Here is a 23,060-nt window from a genome sequence, read left to right as displayed (position 1 = left end):
CCGATTGTTAAGTTTCAGGCTGTTCGTGGTCAGCCTCTAACCAGCGGTTCCATAACCGCATTACTTGCTGGCGCCGCGCTTCAAAGCCTAGTGTCTGAACGCGCTCTTGCTCTAGCAGCAAGGTTTGTTTTTGCAGTGCTCGCCGGTGAGTTTCGGCTCGGTAGGACAGGTAGGTTTCCTGTAAGGTCTGCTGATCTTGTGAATCCATCAGACCCGTGGCTGCGAACGCATCCAGCAACCGCATGTTGTCGGTAACATCCAGTAACGGCGGGTGCTGGCAGGACCAGGCCAAGACTCCGTATTGAACCAGAAACTCGATATCAACAATACCCCCTGTGTCTTGTTTCAGCTGGAATTGTTGGCCCTGTTTGTCTTTGGAACCAAGGTGCTCACGCATTTTCTCACGCATGTGACGCACTTCTTTGGCAAGCTCGCTGACATCGCGCCGGCGCGCCAATATAGCGCGACGAATGGCGTCAAACTCCGCAGCAGCGCTGGCACTGCCACACAAAACCCGGGCGCGCACTAAGGCCTGGTGTTCCCAGGTCCAGGCGTGCTGTTGCTGATATTCAGCAAAGGCTTTCATTGAGGCGACGATCATGCCGGAGTTACCCGAAGGTCTAAGGCGCATGTCCACTTCGTATAAGTCGCCGGAACGTGTTTGCGTGGTCATGATATGAATGATGCGCTGGCCCATGCGGGTGTAGAACACGCCGTTATCTTGGCTGCGCTCGCCCGTGGTGTAGCGGTTACTGGCGCTGTTGTGCAAAAACACCAGGTCTAAATCCGAGCTGTAGCTCAACTCCAGTCCGCCGACCTTGCCGTAGCCAATGACGGCAAACTCAGGTTCAGTGACGGGCTCTTTGTCGGCGTTGGTCGGGTAGCCATATTTGGCGACCATTTGCTCAAAGGCTAAGCGCACAACCTTCTCTAAGATAACCTCGGCTAACCAGGTTAAATAGTCGCTGACCTGCATCAGTGGCAAAGCTTCCATCACTTCACAAGCCGCGGCGCGAAGCTTGTGCGCCCGTAAAAACTGACGCAGCTGCTCCATTTGCTGCTCCAGGTCATCGGCATCAATGCGCAACAAGCGCAGGTGCAGCTCTTCTGCCAGTTCGGCTTTATCAGGCAGGCGATAAAGTGTGTCGGGCACCAGTAGCTCATCAAGCAGCAGCGGCGTGGCGGCAATGTATTCGGCCACCCAGCTGGAGGCGCCGCACAAACGCACCAGTTGTTCCAGCGCTTGTGGGTTTTCGTTCAATAGCACCAAATACGCCGTGCGGCGCAGCACGGCCTCCAGCAGCGGGATAATGCGCTCCAGCGTCGTCACGGGCTGCTCGCCTTGCCACAGTTGCGCGAGCAATTTAGGCATTAACGCATCCAAGCGCTGGCGACCAATTTGCTGCATATTGAGCACGGCCCGCGATTGGCGAAAACGCTCTAAGCGTTGCTGTACTTCCTCTGAGCGCGCACAGGGAAACTGATCTAAAAAATCGAGCTCTTGCTGGCCATGCAATTCGCCCAGCCATAAGTCGTGCCAGGCATGATCCAGATCGGGTGTGTGCTCATCGTCGTCATCGCTGGCGACAATATGAGAAAAGTGCAGGCTAACGATGTCGCGATGTTGTTGCAGCTCGGCTAAAAAGCTTGCCCAGTCGTCAAAGCCGAGAGCGATGGCCAAGCGCAGCTGATCAAACTCGTTGTCTGGCAGCTGCTGGGTTTGCTCATCGTGGCGCGCTTGAATGGCGTGCTCGACATTGCGTAAAAACAAATACGCCTGTTTCAGCTCGCTGCAGGCATTGGCGGGCAAGTAGCCATCGGCGGCGAGAATATCCAGCACTTTGCACAGTTCGCGGGTTTGCAAATCGCTGTCTTGGCCGCCGCGAATCAATTGAAACGCCTGTACGATAAACTCCACCTCGCGAATACCGCCGGGGCCAAGTTTGACGTTCATCTCTAGCCCGCGGCGGCGCACCTCGGCATTGATCATGGCCTTCATCGAGCGTAGCGAATCAAAGGCGCTGAAGTCGACGTACTGGCGATAGGTAAAGGGCCGCAGAATGCTCAATAGCTCTTGCGCGGCAGGGTTGTCTTCGCCGGTCATCACGCGCGCTTTAACCATGGCGTAGCGCTCCCAGTCGCGGCCCTGCTCCTGGTAATAAGCCTCCATCGAGGCAAAGTTCATCACCAGCGGGCCGCTCTGGCCATAGGGCCGCAAGCGCATGTCGGTGCGAAATACAAAACCGTCGATGGTGACGGTATCTAACGCCTGTATGAGCTTTTGCCCGAGCTTAATAAAATACTCTTGGTTGCTGATGACTTTGGGCCCTTGCGTATCACCAGACTCGGGATAGGTAAAAATCAGATCGATGTCGGAGCTGAGGTTCAGCTCGTAGGCACCCAGCTTGCCCATGCCCAACACCTGCAGGTGTTGCTCGCTGCCGCTGTGTTTGCCCATAGGCGCGCCGTAGCGCTGCTGCAGTTGCGGGGTTAAAAACGCCAGGGTGCGGCTCACACACTCGTCGGCCAGTTCGGACAGGGCGCGGGTGGTTTGCAAGGTAGTGGCTGTGCGCAGCAGGTCGCGCCAAATAATGTGGCTTTGCGCCCTTCGGCGCAGTAAACGTAGAGCCTTATGCCAGTCTTCTTCGGTTTGTGCACCGTCACTGAGCTGATCCAACCACTGGCTAAAGTGCTGGCGTGTTAGCGGCACATCCAATTCAGCCTCGGCGAGGATGTTTTGCCAATAATCCGGCTCTTTGGCGACGGAGTCGGCGACAAAATCACTCAAGCACAATACCCGCTGGCACTGCTGCTGCCGCTGTTCACTCAGCTGTTGCCAAAAGCCAGGCCAGTCCGCCTGGCGCAGTTGCCAAGTATCGGCCAATTGCTCGAACACGCTTTGCCAGTGAGATTGCAGCGCCGGTGGCAGCATAGGTAGCAGCTCCAAAGTTTTACCCAGAAGCTGCTACTGTAGCGAGTTGCGTGGATTTACGCAGGTTTTAGATCAAGCCTGCCGCATCTCTTTGCGATACAAGCTAACGCCGGTAATGAGCACCGCTAACGCCACCACGGCAATGATAATGGTTGCCAAGGCATTGATTTGCGGACTGACCCCCAAGCGCACGCTGGAATAAACCACCATCGGCAAGGTGGTAGAACCCGGGCCGGAGACAAAGCTGGCAATCACCAAATCGTCCATCGATAGGGTAAAGGCCAGCAGCCAGCCAGCACCCAGTGCCGGTGCGATGAGTGGCAAGGTAATGGTGAAAAACACCGTCATTGGCCGTGCACCCAAATCCAGTGCCGCTTCTTCTAACGAGCGATCCATATGGGCCAGCCGACTTTGTACAATGACGGTGACGTAGGCCATGGAAAAGGTCACATGCGCCAGCAAGATGGTCAGCATGCCGCGGCCTTGCGGCCAGCCGAACACGTCTTCCATAGCCACAAACAACAATAACAGTGATAAGCCGATCATGATTTCTGGCATCACCAAAGGCGCTGTGACCATGACCCCGAGGCTTTGATGGCCACGCTGTTTGCGCAGCCGCACCAGTGCCAGTGCCGCCAAGGTGCCTAGCACCACCGCCAAGCTGGCGTTCAGGCCAGCGATTTTAATGCTCATCCACGCCGCTTCTAACAGCGGCTCGTTATTCATCAGCTCGCCGTACCAGCGCGTGCTAAAACCGCCCCATACGGTGACCAGGCGGCTGTCGTTAAAGGAATACACCACCAGACTGATGATGGGCGCGTACAAAAAGGCGTAGCCAGCCACTAAGGCCAATACCAGCAGTGGATGTTTTTTCAGCATCAGCCTTGCTCCTCTGCCAGACGTTGCTCGTAATGGCGCATCAGCACAAAGGGCACCACCAACACCAGCAGCAATACAGACGCCAGCGATGACGCCACCGGCCAGTCTTTATTGGCGAAAAACTCGGTCCACATCAGTTTGCCGATCATTAAAGTGTCTGGACCGCCGAGCAGATCTGGAATAACGAACTCGCCCATCACCGGAATAAACACCAGCATCGAACCTGCCAATACGCCAGGCAGCGACTGCGGCAAGGTAATGCTCACAAACTGGCGCCAGGGACGTGCGCCTAAATCTGCCGCTGCTTCGAGCAAGGTGTTGTCGAGGCGAATCAAGGTGGCGTATAGAGGCAGCACCAAAAATGGCAAATAGCTGTACACCACGCCGATATAGACCGCAGTGCTGGTGTGCAAAATGGCTAACGGCTGATCGATAACGCCGAGCCAGAGTAAAAACTGATTCAGCAGGCCGTTGTTTTTTAGGATGCCAATCCAGGCGTACACACGAATCAAAAACGACGTCCAAAACGGCAGAATGATCAGCATCAGCAGTGGCAGGCGCCAATGGGAGGGCGCCCTAGCGATGCCATAGGCCATGGGGTAGCCGATCAGTAGGCATAAGACGGTCGATACCAGCGCTACTTTGACCGACCCCCACAGCGCCTCACGGTACAGCGGGTCCTCCCACAATAAGGCGTAGTTGCCGAGGTTGATTTGAATCGTGACCAGGCCATCTTCGACGCTGCGAATCAAATCGGCGTAGGGTGGCTGCGCCAGCATCGGCTCTGATAGCGAGATTTTCACGACAAACAAAAATGGCAGCATAAAAAATACCGCCAGCCACAGCCAAGGCACGGCCATTAACAGTCGACGCTGATGAGGCATGAGCCGGGTCTGCAACTCCTTCATTGGGTTAATACCCCGCAGCTGTCGGCGCTCCAGCCAAGGGCCACTTCCTGGCCCCAGGTTAGCGGCTGCTCGGCCAGTGCTTGCACATTGGACTGGGTGAACTGAATGGTTTTACCGCTCGCCAATTTCACGTGATAAATGGAGACGTCACCCAAGTAGGCAATTTCTTCAATCACGCCATGGATGCGGTTGGGCAGGTCGCGGTGTTGCTCATACACGCGAATCTTCTCGGGGCGCACGGCGACGGTTACTTCCATGCCGCTGGCCAAGGGTTGACTGTGATGTACCTGTAAATCGCAGCCCGCTTCGTCGCTGTGCAGCGTGACCAGATCGTCTTCGTGCTCGGTGACATAGCCGCTAAATAAATTCACCAGGCCAATAAAGTTGGCGGCGTAGCGCGTCGCCGGGAACTCGTACATGCGTCTTGGGGTATCCATTTGCTCGATACGACCGTCGTGCATTAAGGCAATGCGTGACGACATGGTCATGGCTTCTTCTTGGTCGTGGGTGACGACCACAAAGGTAATGCCCAGGCGCTCTTGAATGTTCACCAGCTCAAATTGGGTTTGCTCGCGCAGTTTTTTATCCAACGCGCCCAGAGGTTCATCCAGCAACAGAATTTTCGGGTGCTTGGCGAGAGCGCGGGCGAGGGCGACGCGCTGACGCTGGCCGCCAGAAAGCTGCTGCGGCTTGCGCTCGGCCAGCTGACTGATTTGCACCAAGGCCATGACCTCGGCGACGCGCTCGGCGATTACCGGCTTGGGCATGCGGTCTTGTTTGAGGCCATATGCAATGTTCTGCGCCACCGTCATGTGCGGAAACAGCGCGTAGTTCTGGAACATCATATTGACCGGGCGCAGGTAGGGCGGCAGGTCGGTAACGTCTTGGCCATCGATGTAAATGCGGCCGCTATCGGGCGTTTCGAATCCACCTAACATGCGCAGCAAGGTGGTTTTGCCGCAGCCTGAAGAGCCCAGCAGGGAGAAGAACTCGCCGCGCTGAATGGTCAGGCTGACATCGTCGACGGCGTAGGTCGCGCCAAAGGTTTTGGTAACGCCTTCGATGCGAACAATGGGTTCTTCATCGCTGGCGGTCCAGACGTTGTCTGCTGGGCTGGGTGACATCGAGGCCATGCTGACAAGGTACTCCTGCAAAGTTGAAAGCCCCGCTGGGGGGCTAGATGTTTATTTACCGCTTTTGATGCGGGTCCAGGTGCGCGACATTAGCCGTGCCTGTTTGTCCTCGGGTAGCGGCAGGGTCAGTAAGCGCTGGCGAGTGGCTGCCGGCGGATAAATGCCGGGATGATGCCGGATTTGTTCATCCAGTAAAGCCGTTGCCGCTAAATTTGCATTGGCATACTGCACCGAGTTGCTGATATCGGCGATCACCTGCGGCTGCAGCAAATAACTCAGAAACTGCTTGGCGGCTTTGGGGTTGGGTGCATCCACCGGAATGGCAGCGACGTCCGTCCATACCACCGCGCCCTCGCGCGGCACCACGTATTCAATGTGCACGCCCTGGCCGGCTTCTTGGGCGCGACTTTGTGCTTGCAGCATGTCGCCGGAGTAACCATGCGCCACGCATAAGTCGCCATTGGCCAAATCGTTAATGGTTTGCGAATTGTGGAAGTAGCGCACCTGCGGGCGCACCGCTGCCACCACGGCGGCGGCTTGCTGCAGCGCTTGCTGGCTGTAATCAGCACGGCCCATGCCCAGGTAGGCTTGAGCTGCGACCAGTACTTCCAAGGCATCGTCCATCAAGGCGATACCACAGCCAGCCAAACGGCTGGCTATGGCGGGGTCAAATACCAGACGCCAGCTGTCACCTGGCATGTCATCGCCTAAGATGGCGGCGACTTTATCGCGGTTGTAGGCCAAGCCGGTGGTGCCCCACATATAGGGCAGCAAAAACTGGTTGCCTGGGTCCATGTCTTGCAACGAGGCCAAAATGTCAGCGTCCAGCTGTTGCCAGCCGCTGAGGCTGTGAGAATCAATAGGCTGGTACAGCTTGGCTTTCATCAGCCGCTCAGCAAACGGACGCGCGCTAGGGAACACCAGGTCATAACCGCTGCGGCCGGCCAGCATTTTGGCTTCCAGCATTTCGTTGGAGTCGTACAGGTCGTACACCACGCGAATACCCGTTTGTTGCTGGAAGTTGGCCAGCGTGTCTTCGGCAATGTAATCCGACCAGTTGTATATGCGCAGGGTTTCTTGCGCGGTCGTTGGGGCTAAATGAAGTAGGCCCAACATCAGCAGGCCAGTGGTTGCAACGCGTTTCAGCATCAGCTTGATCTCCTCACGGAAAACTCAATAAACAGGCCAACGGCCATGGAGGTCGTTTTCGGCCACCGCAGTGGGTTTGAGGGTCTGGTGTGAGGCCGCGCCCTGCTACGGCGCGCAATAGTGCGAACATGGCGGGCAAAAATACAGCAAATTGATTTGATCGTGACGATTACGCGTAATGATGCTGGCGCAGGCCGTTACGACCTGCGCCGCCAGCGCTAGCGATTGGTTTTGGCGCGCGTCCACATACGGTTGAGGTTGCGCAGCTCGCGCTCACCGGGGGGCGTCAGCACGATCAGTTTTTCCTGGGTCGCTTTGGGTGGATAAATGCCAGGATTGCTGCGAATGTCTTCATCGAGCAGCTCGGTGGCCGCGCTGTTGGCATTGGCATAAGCAACGTAGTTAGTGATGTCGGCAATGACCTCGGGGCGCATCAAATAGTTGAGGAACTGATGCGCCGCTTCAACATTAGGAGCATCGGCGGGAATCGCCACCACGTCGGTCCAAACCACGGCGCCTTCTTGAGGCACAACGTACTGAATTTGCACGCCATTGTCGGCTTCATCGGCGCGGTCTTGCGCTTGCAGCATATCGCCGGAGTAACCATGGGCCACACAGATGTCGCCGTTGGCCATGTCGTTAATGGTTTGCGAGCTGTGGAAATAACGAATGTGCGGGCGCACGGCGCTGATGGTGTCAGCCACCGAGTTGATGGCAGCGCGGCTGAAATCGTCCGTAGCTGCGCCTTGATAGGTCCGCGCCGCCATAAAGACTTCGATCGGGTCGTCCATCAAGGCAATGCCGCAATCTTTTAACTGCGCTGTGATTTCGGGGTCAAACACCAGGCGCCAGGTGTCCAGTGGCATGTCATCACCGAGAATGGCGGTGACTTTATCGACGTTGTAGGCAATGCCACTGCTGCCCCACATGTACGGGATCAGGTGCTGATTGTCTGGGTCTATTTTGCTCAGCGAGTTGAGTATCACTGGGTCCAGGTTGCTGTGTTGATCCAGCTGTTCCAGCTGCAACGGTTGCAGCAGCTCAGCGCGCAGCAGGCGGTCGGCAAAGGGACGAGCGGTGGGGAAAATCAAATCATAGCCACTGCTGCCAGCCAGCATCTTGGCTTCCAGCACTTCATTAGCATCGTATACGTCATAAGTGACGCGAATACCGGTTTCTTGCTCGAAGTTGGCAATGGTGTCTTCGGCAATGTAGTCCGACCAGTTGTAGATATGCAGGCTTTGCTCGGCGTGTGCCGTCAGGGCCATGCTGGCAGTTAGAGCGGTCAGCAGTTTTTTCATGCGGCTGAGTCTCCCCGGGTCAAAAGTGATGGAATGCGTTCATGGCGGGCATGAACGCGGCCAAAAAGGGCGCGCACGATAAAGCCAAACTGGTTATTTGTCATCCAATATCTGTTGATTGGCGCACGCTGTGAAAACGACGTGGCTGCCACGGGCAGCTGCTGGAAAGCTGGCCAGAGGCTGATATGATGCCGGCACCCTAGTTAACGGCACCTTAGTTATTAGCATCCTATGGCCGCTCGCAAACGCAAACCCACCACCGCTGCTAGCAAATCGCGCAAATCCTCTAGTGCCAGAGGCAGTAAAGCCAAGCGGCCGGCGGTACGCAAATTCTCTTTTTGGCGCTGGTTTTGGCGCTTATCGGCAGTGTTTAGTGTGTTGCTGGCGGCGTATCTGGTGTATCTGGATGCCCAAGTGCGCGAGCGCTTTGAGGGCAACAAATGGGATTTGCCGGCCAAGGTGTATGCTCGGCCGCTGACGCTCTACCCAGGTCTGGCGTTGTCGGCGCAACAACTGAAAGCCGAACTGCAGTGGGCGGATTATCGCAGCAGTGCCGATGCCGCCGTGGCAGGCAGCTTTGCTCGCCGGGGCGATGATTGGCTGATTTATCGCCGTGCTTTTCCTTTTTGGGATGGCGCTGAGCCCGCCCGCCAGTTGCGTATTGAACTGAAGCAAGGGCGAGTAGCGCGCATCTGGGACGCCCAGGGCGAGCAGGCGTTGGTGCGGCTAGAGCCGCAATACATTGGCGGCATCTTTCCCTCGCACAATGAAGACCGCGAACTGGTGCGCTTAGATAATGTGCCGCCCGAGTTAATCGCGGCGCTGATCATTACCGAGGATCAGAGCTTTTTTGATCATTGGGGCATTTCCGTGCGCGGCATTGCCCGCGCCATGCTGGCCAATATGCGCGCCGGCGGCATGGTGCAGGGCGGCTCGACGCTGACCCAGCAGCTGGTGAAAAACTTCTTTTTAACCTCGGAGCGCACCTTAAGTCGCAAGGCGCAAGAAGCTTTGATGTCGATTTTGCTGGAACTGCACTACGACAAAGAAGCGATTTTGCAGGCTTACCTGAATGAAGTGTATTTGGGCCAGGCGGGCCGCCGCGCCATTCATGGCTTTGGCCTGGCGGCGCGGTTTTATTTTGGCAAGTCCGTACGCGAGCTTACGTTGGCGGAGTCAGCGACCTTGGTCGGCTTGGTAAAGGGCGCGTCCTATTACAATCCGCGTCGTCATCCGCGGCGCGCCAAGCAGCGCCGTGATCTGATTCTGGGGCTGATGGCACAGCATGGCATTATTTCTGAGCAGCAGCGCATTCGCGCCCAGGGCCAAGCTTTGACCACGGCCTCGCCGCGCCGCGCCGGTCAGCGTGAGTACCCGGCGTTTTTAGAGCTGGCGAAAAAACAGCTGCAGCGCGATTACCGCCTGGCGGATCTGCAAAGTGAAGGGCTCAATATTTTCACCACCCTAGACCCCTGGATTCAGCACGCCGTTGAGCAGGCTGCGGATGAAGAATTGCAGCGCCTGGAGCGGCGCCACCCCAAGCATAAAGATCAACTGGAAACCGCCGCCGTCGTCACCAGCGTCGATGGCGGTGAAATCCGTGCTTTGCTGGGCTCGCGCAAAGCGGAATTTTTTGGCTTTAACCGCGCGTTAAATGCGCGCCGGCAAATGGGCTCGCTGGTGAAGCCAGCGGTGTATTTGGCGGCTCTACAAAGCGGGCGCTATCACTGGGCCACACCGATCAGTGACCGACCTGTGGTGGTCACCGGCCAGGGCGGGCAGCGCTGGGCGCCGAAAAACTACGATATGCAAAGCCACGGCGATGTCACTCTAGAGGCCGCATTGCGTCGCTCACTCAACCAAGCCACGGCGCGTTTGGGGATGAACATCGGCTTAGAAACCGTGGTCAGCACCTTGCGCCAGCTGGGTTTGGAGGGCGACATACCGCCGTATCCATCGATACTGCTCGGTTCCATTGATACCAGCCCCTTGGAAGTGGCAGGTTTTTATCAAACCATCGCCTCGCAAGGCTTTCATATGCCGCTGCGTACCATTGAAGCGGTGACCACAGTAGACGGACACACCTTGTCGTCTTATGCCATCGAAGCGGAGCAGCGCGTTGATCCAGCCTTGATGCAATGGTTGCGCTATGGCTTGGAGCAAGTGGTGGACTCGGGCACGGCTCGGGCATTGCAACAGCAGTTTAACGTGCCGCTGGCGGCCAAAACCGGCACCAGTGATGAGCAACGCGATGCCTGGTTTGCCGGTTTCGATAATCGTCATTTGGGCGTGTTCTGGGTCGGGCGTGATGATAACCAACCCATGCCGGTGGCGGGCAGCAGTGGCGCGCTGCCGTTGTGGCGCAATGCCTTTGCCCGCATCGGTGTAGAAGCTTTGCCTGAGGCTGCGGCGTTGCAGTGGTATCCGGTATTGGCCGATGGTCAGCTGCTGCCGCAAGGGTGTCGTGATCGTCGCGCCAGCGAGTATCCATTTACCGCACAAGCGCTCAAAACCTGGCAGCCGGACGTGGCGGCTTGCCAGTCGGAGGCGTCACCAACGGAGGAAAAATCATGGTTCGATTGGTTGTTCTAGCAGCGCTGCTGGCCCTGCTGGCGGGTTGTTCTAACCAAGCGGTATACCCGGTGGCGATGCAGCCAGAGGTTGGGGTGGAGCAGTTGCCGCGCTGGCATAGCGGCATGTTGGCGGCGCTGGATCAAGGCCAGCATCACCCGGCGGTGGCCGCTTTGTTTGCTCAAGCGGAGCAGGCACGCCAGCAAAGGCAATGGCAGCGCGCACTGACTTACCTCGACCAAGCCCGGCAGATTCAGCCGCGCAATGCCGCCATTTTGTATCGTCAGGCGTGGGTGAGTTTGCAGCTGAATGAGGCCAACCGTGCCGAGCAGCTGTTGCGCCGCGCGCTGGTGTTTAGTCAGCAGCCAGAGCTGAGTCAGCGGCTGCGTTTGTTGTTAGCCGAAGCCCTGGATGCCCAGGGCAAAAGCGACGCCGCCGAGCAGCAGCGTCGGCGAGTGGTCAGTCAGAGCTAGCCTCAGGCAAGCGGCGCACGGCGGTTAACACGGCACCGCTGGCCGCTAGCCACAGCCAGAGGGCGGCATGCTGTGGCATGTTCAGCGCCCAGAAACTGGCCAATACAAGCAACCACAATGGCAGTGCCAGCCAACAAGCGCGGCGCTGCTGCAGTGCTCCCCACAGCAAGCCTAGCCCCGCAGCGATCAACACCAGCAGTAGCCAGTAATGCAAATACGGGCTGGTGCGCAGCAGAGCGAACACGGCGCAAATGGCTAGCAATGCCCGCCCCCAAATCAAGCGGCTAAAGAAGTGACCCAGCTGCTCGGCCACCACAATGGCGGCCAACAGCGGCAAACCAGCGTACAAGCTCAGTTGCAGCAACAGCTGTGCGGCTTGGTGCAAGTCACCCGTTTGCGTACCGGTGGCCAGGGCATTCAGCAGCCCGGCAGGCAGCAGGATTACGGCGGTGCAAAAGCGTCCCGCGTCGCCGCCACTCCACTCAGAACGTGGGCGTGTCACCCAAGCCATGGCCAGCGCTGTGGCCATGGCCAGCAGGCTTCCGATCATCCACATAGTGCTGGCCTACAGCGTCGCCATCACTCGCTCGGCAGCGGCGATGGTATCGTTGATGTCTTGCTCGCTGTGCGCCGCTGACATAAAGCCGGCTTCAAACGATGACGGCGCCAAGTAGACACCTTGCTCCAACATGCCGTGGAAGAAGCGGTTAAAGCGCTCGCCGTCACAGTGCTCAGCGACGTCTTTAAAGCAACTCACTTGCTCCAGCTCGGTAAAGAACAAACCAAACATAGAGCCGGCACGGTTAGTGGTAAAAGGCAGGCCGTGTTTGTTGGCGGCTTGCTGGAAGCCGTCGGTCATTTGCTCGACGCGGGCGTTGAGCTGCTCGTAGAGGCCAGGCTTTTGAATCGCTTTCATCATCGCCAGGCCGGCCGACATGGCCAGTGGGTTGCCTGACAAGGTACCGGCTTGATAGACCGGGCCGAGCGGGGCCAAATGCTCCATGATGGCGCGCTTACCACCAAATGCCCCCACTGGCAGGCCGCCGCCAATGACTTTGCCCAGGCAGGTCATGTCGGGGGTGACGTCGTACCAGGCCTGAGCGCCGCCCATCGCGACGCGAAAACCGGTCATGACTTCGTCAAAAATCAGCACCACGCCGTGCACATCACACAGCTCGCGCAGGCCCTGCAGGAACGACTTGCTCGGTGGAATGCAGTTCATATTGCCGGCCACTGGCTCAACGATGATGGCTGCCACCTGATCGCCGACTTGAGCAAAGCATTCGCGCACGCTGTCGAGGTTGTTAAATTCCAGAGTAATGGTGTGTTCGGCGACGGACGCTGGCACGCCGGGAGACGTCGGTACGCCTAAGGTCAGCGCGCCGGAGCCGGCTTTCACTAATAGCGAGTCGGCGTGACCGTGGTAGCAGCCTTCAAATTTCACCAGTTTGTCGCGGCCGGTGTAGCCGCGGGCCAGGCGAATGGCGCTCATGGTGGCTTCGGTGCCAGAGTTGGTCATGCGCACCATGTCCATAGAAGGCACCAGTTTGCACACTTCGTTGGCCATTTCGGTTTCGATGCCAGTGGGCGCACCAAAGCTCAGGCCTTTGTCCATGCGCTCGCGTACGGCGTCTAAAATTTCTGGCGCGCTGTGACCCAGAATCATCGGCCCCCAAGAGCCGACGTAATCGATGTAACGGTTGCCATCGACGTCAAAAACATAAGCGCCTTTGGCATGGTCGAAAAAGATGGGCGTACCGCCCACCCCTTTAAATGCACGCACGGGCGAATTCACCCCGCCAGGAATATGTTGCTGAGCGGCATTAAATAAAGACTCGGATTGGGCAATGGAATAGCTCATAAACAGCTCTCAATCAAAAGGGTTTAACGACCGCCAGAATGACGACGGCGATCAAAATGAAAACAGGAATTTCGTTAAACCAGCGATAAAACACATGCGAGCGCTGGTTTTGGTCGTTGAGGAACACCTTACGCAAATGGCCGCAGTACAGGTGATAGCCCACCAAGGCCGCTACCAGAGTTAGCTTGGCGTGCAGCCAGCCGGCCTTAAGGTAGTAGTCTGGGCTAAAGCTGATTAGCCACAGCCCCAGCGCAATGACCGCCACCATCGACGGCCACATGATGCCGCGATAGAGCTTGCGCTCCATGATTTTAAAGCGCTCACGTGAGATTTCATCCTCAGCGCTGGCGTGGTAGACGAATAAACGTGGCAAATAGAAGATCGCAGCGAACCAGGTCACTACGGCAACGATATGAAAGGCTTTGACCCACAGCATCAGGGCTCCGTACGCATCGGTTGATAGCGGTAGAAGTGTTCGATTTGTTCGCGAGACAGCAGGCCAATGCACTGCGGTTCGCGTTCATGGCGTGTTACGGCCAGCCATTGTAATTGAGCCGACTGCATTTGGTCTAAGGCATCCTGAAGATTCGCGCGCAGGGCTATCCACTCGGTCGGTTGGCGCTCGGCTGGTATCGCTAGCAAGTCTATTTGCTCTGGCATCTGCTCTTGCTGCTCCAGCCAGCGCGCCAAGTCGACGGCGGGCAACAAGATGCGCTCTTGCTGTAACAGCAGCCAGTCAATGCGCTCGGCTAACACCCATTCCGCGGTGGTCATGCCAATGTGCCGGTCAACGGCAACAAAGGAGCGCTGCAATAGCGGCGCCACCCAAGTGTTGCGCAACAGTTGCTGCACTGGGCTGGGTTCTGCGTTGGCAGCGGGCTGCAGTTTGAAAACAGATGGCAAATGAAACACTTCGCTGACGACTAAGCTGGCGATCACAATGGCGAGCATGCCGGGCATGATGACATTAGGGTTGGCGGTTAACTCCAGCAACGCCACCAACGCCGCTAGCGGTGCCCGCAATGTGGAGCCCATTAAAGCGGCCATGCCGAGTAGGGCATAAAAGCCAATGCTCACTGCGTAATCTGGGTACCACTGCAACGATAGGTGGGCCAGCAGGCTGCCCAGCATGGCGCCAATAAACATCACTGGGCCAATCAAGCCCGCGGGAAAGCCGACGCCGGCCGCCCAGGCGGCCAACAACAGTTTGCCGCACAGTAAAATGATCAAGGTCGACAAGGCAAGCTCACCTAGCATGGCGGCATCGACGGTGTCATAGCCGATGCCCAGTAGCTGCGGCCACCAAATGCTGACGACTGCGGTTGCCAGGCTTAACCCGCCCCAGCGCAACCACAGTGGCCAATGTTGCAGTGCTCGAACGCGCCGCACTAAGGCGATAAAGCCGGCGGCGAGCAAACCAGCCAGCACGCCGAGCAGCAGAATGAATGGGATTTCCTGCAACGAGTGCATGTCCAGTGCCGGTACGGCAAATGCAGGCTCAGCGCCAAAGATTGCCTCACTGACCAAAGCTCCGGCGACGGAGGCCAAAATAATGGGAATAAAGCCGCGAATGCTGTACTCCAGCAGCACCACCTCCATGGCAAAAATAACGCCTGCCATCGGGGTGTTGAAGGAGGCGGCGATGGCACTGGCAACGCCGCAACCAGTTAAAATACGCAGTCGATGGTGAGCCAAACCGGCACGTTGGCCGATCTGGCTGGCGACGCCGGCGCCGAGGTGAATGGCCGGCCCTTCGCGACCGGCACTGTGGCCGCTGAGCAAAGCCACGATGGCAGCAAAAAACTGCACCATCAGATTGCTTAACGGCAAATAGCCTTGGTGCTGTTCCATGCGCTCCAGCACATGGGCGACGCCGATCTGCTGACGATGCTTGGGTAAGTTGTAAAACAGCAATAGCAGTAGGGAGCCGCCCAGCAGCACCAGGGCAGCACGGAGCCAGGGGGTGAGGCTTTCATAATCTTCTGGATGGGAAATCGGCAGCCATTGTACTAACGGCCATTCGATGGCGAGGCGAAACAAGGTGATAACCCCGGCACTGGCTAGCCCGACCAGCAATGCCAGCAACACCAAACTGACCTGGCTATCGGACAGGGCAATCTGCTGTTGCCAATGTTGGCGCAGGCCAGGCCATCGCATAAACATTCCATCGGTTGCGGGTAACAGGGGCCGGTGTGCACCGACATGCATAAGCTATATTATACGCTTCTTTTATAAGCATTTGGTTGAAGGGGGACGCTGTGATCAAAGTCGGTATTGTAGGCGGAACGGGATACACCGGAGTCGAGTTACTGCGTATTTTGGCGCATCACCCTCAAGCTGAACTGCGTGTGATTACCTCGCGCAGCGAAGAGGGGGTGGCGGTTGCGGAGATGTACCCCAACCTGCGCGGCCACACCGACCTTGCCTTCAGCGTGCCCGACAGCAAAACCTTGGGTGAGTGCGATGTGGTATTTTTTGCCACGCCCCACGGTGTGGCCCATGCCCTGGCCGACGACGTGCTGCAAGCTGGAGCACGCATTGTTGATTTGTCTGCTGACTTCCGTCTGACGGATGTGCCTACTTGGGAGGCTTGGTACAACCAAGAGCATGGCGCTCCTCACTTGTTGCCTGAAGCCGCTTATGGCTTGCCAGAGCTGTATCGCCAACAGATTGTTGAAAGTCGTTTGGTGGCGGTGCCGGGTTGCTTTCCGACCTCCATTGAATTGGGCTTGTTACCGCTGGTAGAGAAGGGCTTGTTGCAGGATCAGCGCATCATTGCTGACTGCAAAACCGGCGTCAGCGGCGCCGGTCGCGGCGCCAAAGTGGGCTCGCTGCTGTGTGAGGCCAGTGAGTCTTTGCACGCTTATGGTGTCTCGGGTCATCGCCACTTGCCTGAAATTCGCCAAGTGCTCAGCCATGCCGCGGGCAGCCCCACGGATGTCACCTTTATTCCACATCTGGTGCCTATGATTCGCGGCATTCATGCCACCCTGTATTGCCGTAGCGAGTTGAGTCAAGTGGAGCTGCAGCAGCTGTTCGAGCAGCGCTACGCCGATGAGCCGTTTGTGGACGTGATGCCTGCCGGTAGCCAGCCAAGCACGCGCAGTGTTAAAGGCAGCAACGTGTGCCGCCTTGCGGTGCATAAGTTAATCGATAGCGATCAAGTGGTGATCTTGTCGGCCATCGATAACTTGGTCAAAGGTGCTTCCGGCCAAGCGGTGCAAAACATGAATCTCATGTTTGGCTTACCCGAGAATACCGGTTTAGAGCACGTCGCTCTGATGCCTTAAACCCGCATTGATAAGGATGTAGCGATATGTCGGTAGTTAAAGGCAGCCAACAAGACCGTTTGGTGATCCAGCATTATCAGCCTGGGCAACGTTTACGACGGTTCTTTTATATCATTTTGCTGCTGGCGCTAACGGGTGGCGGTGGCTATTTCGGTGGTATTTACCAAAGTTTGGAGAAAGTTAACGCGCTCACCTTGCAACGAGATAGCTTGCAGCAACAGTTGCTAGAGGCGGAGCGCTCCATGGTGGAACTGAGCCAGCGCGTTAAAGTGCTGGAAAAAGGCGGCGAAGTCGATCGCAAAGCGGCGGAGGACATTCGCCAAACCGTTAAAGCACTGAAAGCCCAAGTCGCAACGCTGGAAGAAGAAGTCAGCTTCTACAAAGGTATTATGGCGCCTAGCTCTGGCGATGAAGGCTTACGAGTCAGCAAAGTAGAAGTGGGTAACCCAGATGGCGACCGCATCGGTTACTCCATCATGCTGACCCAAGTCGCTGATAACTCCAGCTACGTCAGTGGCTTGGCAGCCATTAATATCATTGGCCGCCAAAATGGCGAGCAGGTCATTTTGCCGCTGCGTGATCTCGACAACGAGGTTACCGAGTTGGGCATTAAGTTTCGCTTCCGCTACTTTCAGGAAGTTAAAGGTCAGCTGACCTTGCCCAGCGGCTTTCAGCCGCAAAAGATACAAGTGGTGTTGCAGGCCACAGGTAATAAAGCACAGCGCGTTGAGCGCACAGAAGATTGGCCGCAACCTCAAGGAGAGGCGTAATGTTTAGCAGTAAAGACAAGGGCAGTAGCGCCCATTTTGATACCCTGGTGTCGTCGAAAACGGAAATTGCCGGCGACCTCAAGTTCACCGGCGGCTTGCATGTGGATGGCGTGATTAAAGGCAATTTGCTGGCCGAAGCCGGCTCCGGTGCCATTGTGCGCATTAGTGATAAAGGCCGAGTAGAAGGCCAAATTCATGCTCCCAATATCATTATTAATGGCGAAGTGCATGGCGACGTACACGCCGGCGAATACATAGAGTTAGCGAAAAAAGCCCGTGTTACCGGCGATGTGTATTACCACGCCATGGAAATGGTGCTGGGGGCAGAGGTCAACGGCAAACTTAACCATCAGGCCAAAGGCCAAACTAAAAAGAAAGACCAAGCTCCAGATCCGGCTGCCATGAGTAATGACGGCGGTGCTCCAGGTAAAGTTGACTGATTTGGTCGGGTAAGCCGATAATGCCGTTCTTACGGAGGCGAGCCCCGTGAACGAATTAATTATCCAGGCCCATTGGGCCTGCAAGCGGAGTCCTTATGAGCGCTGTTGAACAAGCTGCACCTTTCGAATTAACTGAGGCTGCCAAGGACAAGGTGCGTGAGCTGCTAGAAGACGAAGCCGATGACGAGCTGTGCCTGCGGGTATTTGTCACCGGCGGTGGTTGCTCTGGCTTTCAATACGGGTTTACCTTTGACGACGAGCGTGCCGACGATGACGCCTTAATTACCGAAGGCAATGTGCGCGTTTTGGTGGACTCTCTCAGCTACGGCTACTTGGTGGGCTCGGTACTGGATTATAAAGAAGGCTTGGAAGGCTCACGTTTTACGGTGGATAACCCAAGCGCGACTTCTACCTGTGGCTGTGGATCGTCGTTTTCTGTTTAAAACAACTGCCGGAGGCGGTGTATGCGAGTATTGCTGTGTTGCTTGATGTTGATGTCAACCTTGGTGGTAGCAGAGCCCGCCTCGCAATCATTGATGCCACAGGTGAGTGCACCACAGAAACTGCAGGCGCTGGTGGAGCTACACACCGCCGATGAGCTGCAGCAGCTGCTCAGTCGGGCAGAACAAATCGCGGGCGGTGAGGGTCAATACCGCACCGAAGAGCCCATCGCCATCGTCCTGCATGGCCAAGAAATTCAACTGTTCAAACGCAGCCAATACAGCACTCACAAATCGCTGGTCGATCTGGCGGCGCGCTTGGACGCATTCAATGTCGTCGATTTGAAAGTGTGTCAGCGCTGGATGGGCGATCATGGCGTTGTGGCAGAAGAGTTACCCGCCTTTCTTGAACCCGTGCCGTTCGGCGGCGCTGAAGTTCAGCGCCTGCAAGAGGCAGGCTACGCATTTTTCTAGGCCGGATAAATCCCACCTAAAATTCGCCCACCACGAGCGCCGGTGACCGACGCCAGTGAGCCGGCTTGATGCGTCAGCGTTTGCTGCGCCAGCCAGGCAAAGGCCATGGCCTCGACCCAGTCCGGATCCATTCCCAGCACTTCTGTTGAGGCCAGCGCATGGTGTGGCAGTGCGGTCTGCAGCGCCTGCATCAGTGTGGCGTTGTGCACCCCACCGCCACATACCCACAATGGTCCTTGTGGCAAACCGTAGGCATTAATTGCGGCGGCGATGCTGGCAGCGCTGAATTGCGTCAGTGTGGCCAGCGCATCAGCTTCGGCGAGTGAAACCAGTTGCGGGTAGTGGGCCAAATGAAACAGCTCGCGGCCGGTACTGCGTGGCGGTGGGCACTGGAAGAACTCGTGCTGCAGCCACTGCTCGACCAACACCATGTCGGCTTGGCCCTGAGCGGCCAACTGGCCGCCTATATCGCAGCGCCCCAGCTGTTGTTGCTGGCAATATTCATCCAATAAGGTGTTGCCTGGGCCACAATCGAAGCCATGCACATCATCGCCTTGCAGCACGGTCAGGTTGGCGATGCCACCAATATTGAGCACCATGCCGTTGTGTTCAGCCATCATGGCACGATGAAAGGCTGGCACCAGTGGCGCGCCTTGGCCGCCGGCGGCAATGTCACGGCGGCGCATATCAGCGACCACGCAAATGCCAGTGTGCTCGGCAATCCAGCTGGGGTCGTCCAGCTGCCAACTAAAGCCCTGCGGTTGTGGCCGGTGGCGCAGAGTATGCCCATGGCTGCCGATCACACTCACCTCACTTGCTGTGACGCCAGCGCTCTGCAGCAAAGCATGAACACTATGAACACTGCATTGTGCCAGCTGATGCTGAACGGCCATCAGCTCATCGACGGCCACCTGCTGAGCCAGTGCTAACTGGCGCAACTGTTGGCTTAGCTCGCTAGAGTAGCGGTGGCTATGGCTGGCAATCAGCTGCGGTTGTGGGTCGAGTTTAACCAGCGCGGCATCCAGGCCATCGGCACTGGTGCCTGACATCAGGCCAATGGCCAGCGTCATGGCTGGCCATCCGCTGTGGCCAACTCACTCAAGCCAGACTGCAACCAGGATTGCATGTTCTCGGCATGCTGCAAAAAGGCAGTCTTTTGTGCTTTAGGGATAGAGCGAGCTTTGGGTAACTTGACGCGCAAAGAGTCGCGGTGCACACCATCCACACGGAATTCATAGTGCAGGTGTGGGCCCGTCGCCAAGCCGCTGCTGCCAACATAACCAATGACCTGGCCTTGTTTGACGCTACGGCCTTTGCGTGCGCGACGATGAAACTTGCTCATATGCGCGTACAGAGTTTCATAGCGCGTACCGTGTTGAATAATCACCACATTACCAAAGCCGCCTTTGCGGCCGGCAAAAGTAATCTTGCCATCGCCTGCAGCTTTGATCGGCGTGCCCGTTGGCGCCGCATAATCGGTGCCTTTGTGCGCTCGAATGCGGTTAAGGACTGGGTGCTTACGGTTCAGATTAAAGCGCGAGCTGATGCGGAAAAAGTCGATGGGGTTGCGCAAAAACTCTTTACGCATGCTGTGACCATCCGGCGTGTAGTAACTGCCATCGCCGTTGTCATCTTCAAAGCGCACAGCGGTTAAATCACGGCCATTGTTTAAAAATCGTGCGATCAGGATGTCGCCGTTACCAATCTTGTTGCCATCTAAAAAGACTTCCTCATAAATCAAACTGAACTGATCGCCTTTGCGAATATCCAGGGCAAAGTCGATGTCCCAGCCGAAGATACCGGCCAGTTCAATCAGAATTTCTTCAGGAATACCGGCATTGGTGCCATCGACAAACAGCGAGTTGTTGATGGTCGCTTTAGCGTGGCTGGGGCGATATTCGGCATCGCGCTCCAGTAATTGATACTGAAGCTCGCCCTGTTCGTCGCGCTCAAGGCTGTGGCGTGCGAGCGGCGAGATGAGAATCTCTAAGTGCTGAACACGGTCATCTTGCGTGCGCACCCAGCGCAGGGTTTGACCAGGTTGCAGTTTCAGCGCGTCCTTGGGCAGTACGGCAGCCACTTCTAACATATCGGCGGCACGCAACTTCTGGCGTTCAAAAATCGTCGACAAGCTATCGCCCGAGCGAATCTTGGTATCTTCCCACTGCAACTGTGGTTGGGTAATGACCGGCTCAATGGCGGAAGACTTAGCAACAGTTGGCGTTTCTGTGGTGACTGCACCTGTTGTGACTGGAGGTGAGGTATCTTCTGTGGCTGCCGTTGTGTCCGCAGCGGCAGTGCTGGCATCGCTAACTGAGGAGTTGCTCTCAGTCAGACTTATTTTACTGGAAACCGAACGTTTCTCAGATTGTGGCGAGGGCAAAACAAAAACAATGAAAAGAACAAAACACAATAAAGAAGCAGCAATCAGGTGTGGAGCGGGGAAATACTGCAAACGTCCCGGCAGCGGCATATCAGTAACCTTATAATCATTCTGACAACACCGGCAGTGTAAACAATCCGCTGAGGAATTACCGCAATCGCGACGGCTGGAATGGTTCAAAGTGTCAAGGTGACCGCCTAGACTGCCGCGTTCGCGCGGCGCTGGCTTGATTTTACCCTTTGTTCAGGTATGTTCAGCCTCCTTTCGAAAAACACAAGATTGAGTGCCGATATGACCGCTGCATTGATTGAAGACCTCAAAGCCCGGGGCCTGATTAACCAGGTCACAGCTGATGAAGAATTATTGGATCACCTGAACTCAGGCTCGCGTGCTTTGTATTGTGGCTTCGATCCCACCGCCGACAGCTTGCATTTAGGCCACTTGGTGCCGTTGCTGGTATTGAAGCGCTTTCAACAAGCCGGCCACAAACCCATCGCGCTGGTGGGCGGTGCTACTGGCTTGATCGGTGACCCCAGCTTCAAAGCGGCAGAACGTCAGTTGAATACGCCTGACATCGTCGCTGGCTGGGCCGACAAAATTCGTGGTCAAGTGAGCCAGTTCCTGGAGTTTGACGGCGTCGATAACCCAGCCATCGTGGTTAACAACCTGGATTGGACCGGCAACATGAGCGTGATCGACTTCCTGCGCGATGTCGGTAAGCACTTTTCCGTCAATGCCATGATCAATAAAGAGTCGGTGCAGCAGCGTTTAAATCGTGATGGTGCAGGCATCTCCTTTACTGAGTTCTCATACGCGCTGTTGCAGGGCATGGACTTTGCCGAGCTGAACCGTCTGCACGACTGCACCTTGCAAGTGGGTGGTTCGGATCAGTGGGGCAACATTGTTGGTGGTATCGACTTGGCGCGCCGTCAAAACGGTGCCCAAACCTTCGGTTTAACCGTGCCTCTGGTTACCAAATCCGATGGCACCAAGTTTGGTAAAACGGAATCCGGTGCTGTGTGGTTGGATGCAACGCGTACCTCACCTTACAGCTTCTACCAGTTCTGGATGAACACCGCCGATGCAGATGCTTATAAGTTCCTGCGCTACTTCACCTTCTTGCCGATCGAGCAGATTGAAGAAATTGAGCGAACGGATGCCGAAATCGAAGGCCGTAAAACCGTTCAGCCGATCTTGGCCGAAGAAGTCACCCGTCTGGTGCACGGTGAAGAGGCACTGCAGTCGGCAAAGCGCATTACCGAAGCCTTGTTCTCCGGCGATATGACCGAGCTGAGCGAGCAAGAGCTGGAGCAAATCAAACAAGATGGCTTGCCATCCAGCGATCTAGATACCAGTGAGTTGGCGGACAAGCCGTTAACTTCTGTGTTGTCAGAGGCGGGCTTGGGCCAGGGCAAGCAAATTAAAGATGCTTTGGGTCGCAATGCCGTCATCGTAAATGGCAACGCCTATGGCATGGACGATTTGATGAAGGGCGCCGAGATCTTCAGCAGTGAGAAGGCGATGTATGGGCGTTTCTTCCTAGTGAAGCTGGGTAAGAAAAAGTACCACTTGTTCGAAGTTTAGAATTAATGGTTGACGGCGCATTGGAACTCTCTATAATGCGCCGCTCCTGATCGCTGAGGCGCTCAGGCAACACAGGAATCTTCTTGTTTTTCAATAAGTTAACTAAGAGTCTAGAGCGACTCAAAAGTTACGAAAAACATTCAAAAAGAAAGTGTTGACGGCAGCATTAAGCTCTATATAATGCGCCGCTCTTGAGTTGAGGCAGCTTTCAAAAAAGCTGAGAAAACTTAAGAGAAACAAGGGGTTGACGCTGAGATTTAACGCTCTATAATGCGCCCCGCTCTGAGCGACAAGGCACAGCCAAATCGGTCAGAAAGAAAAGGTTGACATTGAAAAGTTACACTTTAAAATGCGCAGCCCGCTTCAGCGAAATGAAGCGTTGTTCTTTAACAAAGTATTTAGACAATTACGTGTGGGTGCTTACTGAGATGCTCTGGAGACAAAGCATTATCAAGTAAGAACTCGTCGAAAA

21 protein-coding genes are annotated in these 23,060 nt (G+C 56.2%); 9 read left to right on the top strand and 12 right to left on the bottom strand.

Annotation, left to right across the window (positions count from 1 at the left end; all coding sequences use genetic code 11):
* Nucleotides 1-7 precede the first annotated feature (7 nt).
* From glnE to IE090_RS13515, 6 genes are all read right to left on the bottom strand, one after another.
* Nucleotides 8-2,932 (bottom strand): bifunctional [glutamate--ammonia ligase]-adenylyl-L-tyrosine phosphorylase/[glutamate--ammonia-ligase] adenylyltransferase, encoded by a 2,925-nt coding sequence (gene glnE / locus IE090_RS13540; protein ID WP_189388931.1) that lies wholly within the window; start codon nt 2,930-2,932, stop codon nt 8-10.
* 72 nt (nt 2,933-3,004) lie between these two features.
* Nucleotides 3,005-3,811, bottom strand: a complete 807-nt coding sequence (locus tag IE090_RS13535; protein ID WP_189388930.1) for an ABC transporter permease subunit — start codon at nt 3,809-3,811, stop codon at nt 3,005-3,007.
* Nucleotides 3,811-4,695, bottom strand: coding sequence for an ABC transporter permease subunit (locus tag IE090_RS13530; protein ID WP_229815777.1), 885 nt, complete (start codon nt 4,693-4,695; stop codon nt 3,811-3,813). The genes IE090_RS13535 and IE090_RS13530 overlap by 1 nt, the downstream gene beginning before the upstream one ends.
* Nucleotides 4,696-4,715: 20 nt before the next feature.
* Nucleotides 4,716-5,852, bottom strand: coding sequence for an ABC transporter ATP-binding protein (locus tag IE090_RS13525; protein WP_229815776.1), 1,137 nt, complete (start codon nt 5,850-5,852; stop codon nt 4,716-4,718).
* A 51-nt stretch (nt 5,853-5,903) separates the two neighbouring features.
* A complete protein-coding gene (locus IE090_RS13520; protein ID WP_189388926.1) occupies nt 5,904-7,001 on the bottom strand; it encodes an extracellular solute-binding protein in 1,098 nt (365 codons plus the stop codon).
* A gap of 218 nt (nt 7,002-7,219) precedes the next feature.
* On the bottom strand, nt 7,220-8,302 hold the full coding sequence (locus tag IE090_RS13515; RefSeq protein WP_189388924.1) for a polyamine ABC transporter substrate-binding protein: 1,083 nt from the start codon (nt 8,300-8,302) through the stop codon (nt 7,220-7,222).
* Nucleotides 8,303-8,533: 231 nt separating this feature from the next.
* Between IE090_RS13515 and mrcB the strand changes: the two genes are divergently transcribed.
* Both mrcB and IE090_RS13505 read left to right on the top strand, forming a co-directional pair.
* On the top strand, nt 8,534-10,894 hold the full coding sequence (gene mrcB, locus IE090_RS13510; RefSeq protein ID WP_189388922.1) for a penicillin-binding protein 1B: 2,361 nt from the start codon (nt 8,534-8,536) through the stop codon (nt 10,892-10,894).
* Nucleotides 10,873-11,346 carry a tetratricopeptide repeat protein gene (locus tag IE090_RS13505; protein WP_189388921.1) on the top strand — a complete coding sequence of 158 codons (474 nt, stop codon included), beginning with the start codon at nt 10,873-10,875 and terminating at the stop codon, nt 11,344-11,346. The genes mrcB and IE090_RS13505 overlap by 22 nt, the downstream gene beginning before the upstream one ends.
* On the opposite strand, the gene IE090_RS13500 is transcribed toward IE090_RS13505, so the two are convergent.
* The 4 genes from IE090_RS13500 to IE090_RS13485 are packed head-to-tail and all read right to left on the bottom strand — an operon-like array spanning nt 11,333 to nt 15,364.
* Nucleotides 11,333-11,902 (bottom strand): hypothetical protein, encoded by a 570-nt coding sequence (locus IE090_RS13500; RefSeq protein ID WP_189388920.1) that lies wholly within the window; start codon nt 11,900-11,902, stop codon nt 11,333-11,335. The genes IE090_RS13505 and IE090_RS13500 overlap by 14 nt on opposite strands.
* A gap of 9 nt (nt 11,903-11,911) precedes the next feature.
* Complete coding sequence (hemL, locus tag IE090_RS13495) at nt 11,912-13,207, bottom strand: glutamate-1-semialdehyde 2,1-aminomutase (RefSeq protein WP_229815775.1); 1,296 nt, start codon at nt 13,205-13,207, stop codon at nt 11,912-11,914.
* A gap of 13 nt (nt 13,208-13,220) precedes the next feature.
* Nucleotides 13,221-13,643: a protoporphyrinogen oxidase HemJ gene (hemJ, locus tag IE090_RS13490; RefSeq protein ID WP_189388919.1), complete on the bottom strand. Its 423-nt coding sequence runs from the start codon at nt 13,641-13,643 to the stop codon at nt 13,221-13,223.
* A complete protein-coding gene (locus IE090_RS13485; protein ID WP_189388918.1) occupies nt 13,643-15,364 on the bottom strand; it encodes a chloride channel protein in 1,722 nt (573 codons plus the stop codon). The genes hemJ and IE090_RS13485 overlap by 1 nt, the downstream gene beginning before the upstream one ends.
* 101 nt (nt 15,365-15,465) lie before the next feature.
* Here IE090_RS13485 and argC point away from each other — a divergent pair, with 101 nt between their 5' ends.
* From argC to IE090_RS13460, 5 genes are all read left to right on the top strand, one after another.
* Nucleotides 15,466-16,497 carry an N-acetyl-gamma-glutamyl-phosphate reductase gene (gene argC / locus IE090_RS13480; protein WP_189388917.1) on the top strand — a complete coding sequence of 344 codons (1,032 nt, stop codon included), beginning with the start codon at nt 15,466-15,468 and terminating at the stop codon, nt 16,495-16,497.
* Nucleotides 16,498-16,523: 26 nt separating this feature from the next.
* Nucleotides 16,524-17,267 carry a DUF6776 family protein gene (locus tag IE090_RS13475; protein ID WP_189388916.1) on the top strand — a complete coding sequence of 248 codons (744 nt, stop codon included), beginning with the start codon at nt 16,524-16,526 and terminating at the stop codon, nt 17,265-17,267.
* Nucleotides 17,267-17,707, top strand: coding sequence for a bactofilin family protein (locus tag IE090_RS13470; protein ID WP_189388914.1), 441 nt, complete (start codon nt 17,267-17,269; stop codon nt 17,705-17,707). Before IE090_RS13475 ends, IE090_RS13470 begins: the two co-directional genes overlap by 1 nt.
* A gap of 95 nt (nt 17,708-17,802) precedes the next feature.
* A complete protein-coding gene (gene erpA, locus IE090_RS13465) occupies nt 17,803-18,150 on the top strand; it encodes an iron-sulfur cluster insertion protein ErpA (protein WP_189388912.1) in 348 nt (115 codons plus the stop codon).
* Nucleotides 18,151-18,171: 21 nt separating this feature from the next.
* On the top strand, nt 18,172-18,621 hold the full coding sequence (locus tag IE090_RS13460) for a DsrE family protein (protein WP_189388910.1): 450 nt from the start codon (nt 18,172-18,174) through the stop codon (nt 18,619-18,621).
* Here IE090_RS13460 and IE090_RS13455 read toward each other — a convergent pair.
* Nucleotides 18,618-19,691: an anhydro-N-acetylmuramic acid kinase gene (locus IE090_RS13455; RefSeq protein WP_189388908.1), complete on the bottom strand. Its 1,074-nt coding sequence runs from the start codon at nt 19,689-19,691 to the stop codon at nt 18,618-18,620. The genes IE090_RS13460 and IE090_RS13455 overlap by 4 nt on opposite strands.
* Nucleotides 19,688-20,791 (bottom strand): M23 family metallopeptidase, encoded by a 1,104-nt coding sequence (locus tag IE090_RS13450; protein ID WP_229815774.1) that lies wholly within the window; start codon nt 20,789-20,791, stop codon nt 19,688-19,690. Before IE090_RS13450 ends, IE090_RS13455 begins: the two co-directional genes overlap by 4 nt.
* 25 nt (nt 20,792-20,816) lie before the next feature.
* Between IE090_RS13450 and IE090_RS17870 the strand changes: the two genes are divergently transcribed.
* Both IE090_RS17870 and tyrS read left to right on the top strand, forming a co-directional pair.
* Nucleotides 20,817-21,110: a hypothetical protein gene (locus IE090_RS17870; protein ID WP_229815773.1), complete on the top strand. Its 294-nt coding sequence runs from the start codon at nt 20,817-20,819 to the stop codon at nt 21,108-21,110.
* A gap of 185 nt (nt 21,111-21,295) precedes the next feature.
* A complete protein-coding gene (tyrS, locus tag IE090_RS13445; RefSeq protein ID WP_189388906.1) occupies nt 21,296-22,588 on the top strand; it encodes a tyrosine--tRNA ligase in 1,293 nt (430 codons plus the stop codon).
* Nucleotides 22,589-23,060 lie beyond the last annotated feature (472 nt).

The sequence above is a fragment of the Bacterioplanes sanyensis genome (assembly GCF_014652515.1).
GTDB classification, from domain to species: Bacteria; Pseudomonadota; Gammaproteobacteria; order Pseudomonadales; family Oceanobacteraceae; genus Bacterioplanes; species Bacterioplanes sanyensis.
Note: the sequence above shows the minus strand (reverse complement) of the source record. Positions and strands in the feature narration are given on the sequence as shown.

Coding starts and splice junctions, on each gene's coding strand:
- erpA (WP_189388912.1), top strand. CDS start 17,803: ATGAGCGCTGTTGAACAAGCTGCACCTTTCGAATTAACTGAGGCTGCC.
- IE090_RS13470 (WP_189388914.1), top strand. CDS start 17,267: ATGTTTAGCAGTAAAGACAAGGGCAGTAGCGCCCATTTTGATACCCTG.
- glnE (WP_189388931.1), bottom strand. CDS start 2,932: ATGCTGCCACCGGCGCTGCAATCTCACTGGCAAAGCGTGTTCGAGCAA.
- IE090_RS13505 (WP_189388921.1), top strand. CDS start 10,873: ATGGTTCGATTGGTTGTTCTAGCAGCGCTGCTGGCCCTGCTGGCGGGT.
- hemL (WP_229815775.1), bottom strand. CDS start 13,207: ATGAGCTATTCCATTGCCCAATCCGAGTCTTTATTTAATGCCGCTCAG.
- hemJ (WP_189388919.1), bottom strand. CDS start 13,643: ATGCTGTGGGTCAAAGCCTTTCATATCGTTGCCGTAGTGACCTGGTTC.
- IE090_RS13485 (WP_189388918.1), bottom strand. CDS start 15,364: ATGCGATGGCCTGGCCTGCGCCAACATTGGCAACAGCAGATTGCCCTG.
- IE090_RS13500 (WP_189388920.1), bottom strand. CDS start 11,902: ATGTGGATGATCGGAAGCCTGCTGGCCATGGCCACAGCGCTGGCCATG.
- IE090_RS13520 (WP_189388926.1), bottom strand. CDS start 7,001: ATGCTGAAACGCGTTGCAACCACTGGCCTGCTGATGTTGGGCCTACTT.
- IE090_RS13455 (WP_189388908.1), bottom strand. CDS start 19,691: ATGACGCTGGCCATTGGCCTGATGTCAGGCACCAGTGCCGATGGCCTG.
- IE090_RS13525 (WP_229815776.1), bottom strand. CDS start 5,852: ATGGCCTCGATGTCACCCAGCCCAGCAGACAACGTCTGGACCGCCAGC.
- mrcB (WP_189388922.1), top strand. CDS start 8,534: ATGGCCGCTCGCAAACGCAAACCCACCACCGCTGCTAGCAAATCGCGC.
- IE090_RS13530 (WP_229815777.1), bottom strand. CDS start 4,695: ATGCCTCATCAGCGTCGACTGTTAATGGCCGTGCCTTGGCTGTGGCTG.
- IE090_RS13475 (WP_189388916.1), top strand. CDS start 16,524: ATGTCGGTAGTTAAAGGCAGCCAACAAGACCGTTTGGTGATCCAGCAT.
- IE090_RS17870 (WP_229815773.1), top strand. CDS start 20,817: ATGGCGGAAGACTTAGCAACAGTTGGCGTTTCTGTGGTGACTGCACCT.
- IE090_RS13535 (WP_189388930.1), bottom strand. CDS start 3,811: ATGCTGAAAAAACATCCACTGCTGGTATTGGCCTTAGTGGCTGGCTAC.
- IE090_RS13460 (WP_189388910.1), top strand. CDS start 18,172: ATGCGAGTATTGCTGTGTTGCTTGATGTTGATGTCAACCTTGGTGGTA.
- tyrS (WP_189388906.1), top strand. CDS start 21,296: ATGACCGCTGCATTGATTGAAGACCTCAAAGCCCGGGGCCTGATTAAC.
- IE090_RS13515 (WP_189388924.1), bottom strand. CDS start 8,302: ATGAAAAAACTGCTGACCGCTCTAACTGCCAGCATGGCCCTGACGGCA.